Raw genomic sequence first — 5,215 nt, 5'->3', positions numbered from 1 at the left:
GTCTTCCAGCGCTCGGCGGGATCGGGGTGGACGTCCGGTCCGGTGCAGATCGCCGCCGAGATCGCCGCCAGATTGGTCGTCGAGCCGCCGAACGGCGCCGACAGCAACGAAAACAGGCCCGTGACGCCGATCAGCGGGCCGGGCTCCGGGTGATAGCCGGCGGCGCGCAGCACGGCGAGGCCGGACAGGTTTTGCGACGCCATGGTGACGAGGTAGAGCGGCAGTGCCAGGCCGATCACCGCCTTGGTGGTGAAGTCAGGCGCAATCAGCGTCAGCGTCGACAGTTCCGGTGTCGGCAGGCCACCGACACGGCCGGTGAGGAAAGCGGCGAGGCCACCGCCGATCAGAACCGCCAGCACCGACAGCGCCGGGTTGAACAGCCTGATAACGAAGAAGGCAGCGATCAGCGGCAGGATCAGCCACGGGTCGATTGGAATGGTTTTCACCGCATTGAGCGCGAAGGTGACGACGATGCCGGCCAGCATGCCCGAGGCAACGGAGGGCGGTATCCTCGAGATCAGCTTGGTCAGGGGCCGAAACAGCCCTGTGGCGATCAGAAGGACGCCGGTGACGATGAAGGCGGCGACGGCCTCGCTCATCGAAAAGCCGCTCGATGCCGCGATCAGCGCCAGGCCCGGCGTCGACCAGGCGGTGATGACAGGCATTTTCGTGCGCCATGACAGCCACAGGCTCTCGATCGCCATGGCCAGGCAGATCGTCGTCACCCAGCTTGCCGTCTCGATCTGCGTCGCACCGACTGCGGTGGCGGCGGCGATGACGATGGCCAGCGTGCCGCCGAAGCCGACGATCGCCGCGACGAAGGCGGATATCGGGATGGAAAGGCGCATCAGTTTCCCCTCTGCGCCATCGCATCGACAGCCCTAACCAGCATGTCGAGATCCTGCGGTCGCGACAGGCGATGGTCGCCGTCGGGGATCAGTGACAGTGTCACGTCGTCGGCGGGCAGCAGGCTGACCAGCTTCAGCGCATGGCTTGCCGGCACATCTGCATCGGCCAGGCCCTGCAGGATGTGCACCGGGCAATGGGTGTCGATCGGGCCTGTCATTGTCAGGTTGTCGCGCCCGTCCTCGATCAGCGCGCGGGTGTAGATGTAGGGTTCCGTGGAATAGTCCGACGGCTCTTCGAAGAACCCTTTTTTGGCGAGATCGCGCTTCTGCGCCTTGGTCAGCACCGGTTCGACCAGTTCGGCGGTGAAATCCGGGGCCGGCGCCAGCAGCACCAGGCCGGCGACGTTGCTATCGCCTGCCTTGCGCAATTCCTGCACCATGCGCAGCGCGATCCAGGCGCCCATCGAGGAGCCGACCAGGATCTGGCTGCCCCGGGTGAAATGCCGGAACACGGCAAGGCTTTGTGCAAGCCATGTCGAAATCGTGCCGTCGGCGAAGGCGCCGCCGGATTCGCCATGGCCGGAATAATCGTGGCGCAGGAAGGCTCGGCCCTCGCTTGCCGCCCAGTCCGACAGCGTCTGAGCTTTCGTGCCCAGCATGTCCGACTTGTAGCCGCCGAGCCAGACGATGCCTGGCGCAGAGCCAGCAGTATGGCGCACCGCGATGCGCGATCCATCTACATCCAGAAAGATTGGGGGCGTGGCAGTCATGGCTTTTCCTCAACGCCGGTCTTGTGACACGGACGGTGGCGTGGCGAAAAGTGCTCACGATGTTGTTTGTTTGGTGCAGAGCAGCGATCAGGGTGATTTTCTGTCAATGCTGTGCTATTGACTCCGCCCGCGCGCTCACCACATTGGCGCGTCCATGCATCAACACTGACAGACCCTGAACGAAACGGCCAAGGAGACCACGACCATTCGCAGACCTTTCAAAGCAGCGGCGCCGACCAAGGATGGCCCGCGCTCCAACCGTGACATCCGGGTTCCCCGGGTCCAGCTTATCGACGCCGAAGGCCAGAACCGCGGCGATGTTTCCATCAACGACGCATTGCTGCTCGCCGAAGAGGCTGGGCTCGATCTCGTCGAGATATCGCCCAATGCGGTGCCCCCCGTCGTCAAGATACTCGATCTCGGCAAACTGAAATACGCCAACCAGAAGAAGGCGGCCGAGGCGCGCAAGAACCAGAAGGTCATCGAGATCAAGGAGATCAAGATGCGCCCGAACATCGACAGCCATGACTACGAGACCAAGATGAAGGCGGTTCGCCGCTTCTTCGAGGAAGGCGACAAGGTCAAGCTGACGCTGCGCTTCCGTGGCCGCGAGATGGCGCATATGGAACTCGGCATGCAGCTTCTGAACAAGGTCCGCGAGGAAGTGGCGACGATCGCCAAGGTCGAGGCGGAACCGAAGCTCGAAGGCCGCCAGATGATGATGGTGCTGTCGCCGCGCTAGAGCGATCCCCGTCAAAAGCAAAGGCCGCTTCGGCGGCCTTTTGTTTGTTTTGTCTTCGCCATGATTTCTCCGCAAGTTGCATCGACAAGGATTCTGGTTGCCGGTCCTCGCGGCAAAAGGATTCTGCCATGACCGCTGCGGCACGTTCTACGAGTGAAATGGGTCGCTATCAGCGGCGCCGGCGCGTCCTGCTGGCGCTGCTAATCGGTGCTTTTTGCGCTTTGCTGATCTTCGGCGGCTCCCCGCACGATGAACTAACCCACGAACGCATAGAGGCGCACGGGATCGCCCTGATACTGATCGGGATCGGCGGCCGGCTCTGGTCGATCCTCTATATCGGCGGCCGCAAGTCGGCCGAAGTGGTTGCAACCGGCCCATATTCGGTGATGCGCAACCCGCTGTATTTTTTCTCCACCGTAGCAGCCGTCGGCATCGGCACCCAGACCGGCAGCGCGATCGTCGCGGTAGCGTCGGCGGTTTTGTGCGCGGCCGCGTTCCACATCGTCACGCTGCGCGAGGAACGGCATTTGACGACCGTGCTCGGGGCGCCGTACAAGGACTACGTCGCACGGGTGCCGCGCTTTTTTCCCAATCCCCGACTTTATCGCGATCAGGCCGAGGTCACCTTCACACCGCGCATCTTCAATCACACGCTGCGCGACAGCTTGATGTTTCTGGTTTCCATACCGTTTTTCGAACTCATCGAGTCCGGACAGGAAAGCGGTGTAATTCCCGTCCTCTTCTGGCTGTATTGAGCGGCGGTAGGCAGTCAAAAAAGGCGACGTGCATTAAATCCGCCTGAATTATCCTGCAAGTCATCCCAACGATCGGCGAGGCCCTGTTTTCTTGGCCAGAAGCTGCGATCGCCGGCAAATTTTTCGACGATCGGATTCCGCCATGGTCAATGAAATCAAGTCTGCGCCCGTCGAGGCACACGGGCTGGGCGGCTATCAGCATATGCGCCGCATGGTGCTTGCGGTGCTGGTGGTGGTGCTGTTTCTGGCACTGCTGTTCGGCCAATCAAGTTTTCCGCCTGAAACCTGGGTGCATGAGTCGATCGAAATGTTCGGCGTGCTGCTGATTTTCCTCGGCATCGTCGGGCGCCTTTGGGCGACGCTCTACATAGGCGGGCGCAAATCTTCCGAGGTGGTGACCGGTGGGCCCTACTCGATAACCCGCAACCCGCTCTATGTGTTCTCGACCGTAGCCGCGGCCGGCGTCGGTGCGCAGATCGGCTCGTTCTCCGGCATCATTCTCTTTGCGCTGCTGTGCGCGGGTGCCTTCCACATCGTCATCCTGCGCGAAGAGAAGTTCCTCAAGGAAGCGCTCGGCGCGCCGTACCAGGCCTATCTGGAGAAGGTGCCGCGCTTCTTCCCGAAGCTGTCGCTCTACCAGGAGGGCGATACGGGCAGCTTCAAGCCCCGCCTGCTGCTGACCACGCTGCTCGACGGCCTGGTGTTTCTCATCGCCCTGCCGGCCTTCGAATTGATAGACGGAGCCCAGCTGTCAGGCATGTTGCCGGTCTGGTTCACGCTGCCCTGACCAAGGACACAGCGCCGCATCTCCACAGGTGTTGCGCGCGGGCCGTCTTTAACGTATAGGACCGCCGTTCAAGAAAACCGCCCGGCAGGGCATGCCGTGGCGGTTTCATTTGCTTTTCGGGCTTTGGTCGGCCCGAAGCGAACAAGAAGCGCGATAGTGCGCCAACAATACGGAGTAGCAAAATGCCCAAGATGAAGACCAAATCGGCCGCCAAGAAGCGGTTCAAGATCACAGGTACGGGTAAAGTCCTGTCGGCTGCTGCCGGCAAGCGTCACGGCATGATCAAGCGTTCCAACAAGTTCATTCGAAATGCCCGCGGCACGATGGTTCTGGCTGAACCGGATGGCAAGAAGGTCATCAAGAATTTTCTGCCGAACGGCCTCTAAGGCGTGATGCCAAAAAGTTGCAGACTTTTTGGATAACATCCCGCTCAAATAAGGCATTCGGTCTGGACACGCATTTGTTTTACGCAATTCCGAACGGAAAACCGCAAGGCACTTTTCCTGGAATTGCTTTTAAGGAGATCATGACATGGCACGCGTAAAAAGAGGCGTCACCTCGCACGCCAAGCACAAGAAGGTCCTGAAAGCCGCGAAAGGCTTCTACGGCCGCCGCAAGAACACCATCCGCATCGCCAAGCAGGCGGTGGAAAAGTCGCTGCAGTACGCTTACCGCGACCGCAAGAACCGCAAGCGCTCGTTCCGCGCGCTGTGGATCCAGCGCATCAACGCCGCGACGCACGAGCATGGCCTGACCTATGGCCGTTTCATCGACGGCCTCAACAAGTCGGGCATCGAGATCGATCGCAAGATCCTGTCGGACATGGCCATCCATGAGCCGCAGGCTTTCGCAGCCCTGGTCGCCAAGGCCAAGGTGGCGCTCGAATATCTGAAGAACACCACGCCGAACGCTTTTGAAAGCGCTGTCGCCTAAGACCAGCGCTTCCCAAGCATTCGCAATTCTGATTTGGGGAACCCGCGCTGGCACGGCTGGCGCGGGTTTTTCTTTTGCCTGAACTTCAACTTAAAAGTGACTTTCACTTAGAGCTGATTTCCAACGTAGCGAGTTTTGACCGTGAACGACGCAACCACTGGCCTGGATACGCTTGAAAACTCACTTCTGGCCGAAATCGCCTCGGCCGCCGATGAGCCGGCCATCGAGGCCGTGCGCATCGCTGCTTTCGGCAAGAAGGGCGCCGTGTCCGAGATGCTGAAGACCCTTGGCGCCATGACCGCCGAGGAGCGTCAGGTCAAAGGCCCCGCAATCAACGGACTCAAGAACCGCGTCACAGATGCGCTGACGGCGCGCAAGGC

General features: G+C 60.9%; 7 protein-coding genes and 1 pseudogene. 6 read left to right on the top strand and 2 right to left on the bottom strand.

Annotated features, from left to right (window positions below; genetic code table 11):
- Together EN964_RS23555 and EN964_RS23550 are read right to left on the bottom strand one after the other, a co-directional pair.
- The coding region (locus EN964_RS23555; protein ID WP_127276775.1) for a benzoate/H(+) symporter BenE family transporter at positions 1 to 848 on the bottom strand (848 nt) is incomplete at its 3' end.
- Positions 848 to 1,618, bottom strand: a complete 771-nt coding sequence (locus EN964_RS23550) for a carboxylesterase (RefSeq protein WP_127266802.1) — start codon at positions 1,616 to 1,618, stop codon at positions 848 to 850. The genes EN964_RS23550 and EN964_RS23555, both read right to left, overlap by 1 nt.
- A 205-nt stretch (positions 1,619 to 1,823) precedes the next feature.
- Between EN964_RS23550 and infC the strand changes: the two genes are divergently transcribed.
- The 6 genes and pseudogenes from infC to EN964_RS23520 form a co-directional block, all read left to right on the top strand.
- Positions 1,824 to 2,360 carry a translation initiation factor IF-3 gene (gene infC / locus EN964_RS23545; RefSeq protein WP_013528312.1) on the top strand — a complete coding sequence of 179 codons (537 nt, stop codon included), beginning with the start codon at positions 1,824 to 1,826 and terminating at the stop codon, positions 2,358 to 2,360.
- 128 nt (positions 2,361 to 2,488) lie between these two features.
- On the top strand, positions 2,489 to 3,115 hold the full coding sequence (locus tag EN964_RS23540) for an isoprenylcysteine carboxylmethyltransferase family protein (RefSeq protein WP_127266803.1): 627 nt from the start codon (positions 2,489 to 2,491) through the stop codon (positions 3,113 to 3,115).
- 142 nt (positions 3,116 to 3,257) lie between these two features.
- Positions 3,258 to 3,902: an isoprenylcysteine carboxylmethyltransferase family protein gene (locus EN964_RS23535; protein WP_127266804.1), complete on the top strand. Its 645-nt coding sequence runs from the start codon at positions 3,258 to 3,260 to the stop codon at positions 3,900 to 3,902.
- A gap of 182 nt (positions 3,903 to 4,084) precedes the next feature.
- Complete coding sequence (gene rpmI / locus EN964_RS23530) at positions 4,085 to 4,288, top strand: 50S ribosomal protein L35 (RefSeq protein WP_006201248.1); 204 nt, start codon at positions 4,085 to 4,087, stop codon at positions 4,286 to 4,288.
- A gap of 145 nt (positions 4,289 to 4,433) precedes the next feature.
- Positions 4,434 to 4,835 carry a 50S ribosomal protein L20 gene (gene rplT, locus EN964_RS23525; protein ID WP_013528310.1) on the top strand — a complete coding sequence of 134 codons (402 nt, stop codon included), beginning with the start codon at positions 4,434 to 4,436 and terminating at the stop codon, positions 4,833 to 4,835.
- 141 nt (positions 4,836 to 4,976) lie between these two features.
- A pseudogene (locus EN964_RS23520) lies at positions 4,977 to 5,215 on the top strand (phenylalanine--tRNA ligase subunit alpha); the annotation flags it as partial.

Origin of the sequence: Mesorhizobium sp. M7A.F.Ca.CA.001.10.2.1 (assembly GCF_003998575.1) — a bacterium.
Lineage (GTDB): Bacteria > Pseudomonadota > Alphaproteobacteria > Rhizobiales > Rhizobiaceae > Mesorhizobium.
Note: the sequence above shows the minus strand (reverse complement) of the source record. Positions and strands in the feature narration are given on the sequence as shown.

Bases quoted from the DNA above. Each gene is read 5' to 3' on its own strand.
- EN964_RS23550 (WP_127266802.1), bottom strand. From the start codon at position 1,618: ATGACTGCCACGCCCCCAATCTTTCTGGATGTAGATGGATCGCGCATC.
- EN964_RS23540 (WP_127266803.1), top strand. From the start codon at position 2,489: ATGACCGCTGCGGCACGTTCTACGAGTGAAATGGGTCGCTATCAGCGG.
- EN964_RS23535 (WP_127266804.1), top strand. From the start codon at position 3,258: ATGGTCAATGAAATCAAGTCTGCGCCCGTCGAGGCACACGGGCTGGGC.
- rpmI (WP_006201248.1), top strand. From the start codon at position 4,085: ATGCCCAAGATGAAGACCAAATCGGCCGCCAAGAAGCGGTTCAAGATC.
- rplT (WP_013528310.1), top strand. From the start codon at position 4,434: ATGGCACGCGTAAAAAGAGGCGTCACCTCGCACGCCAAGCACAAGAAG.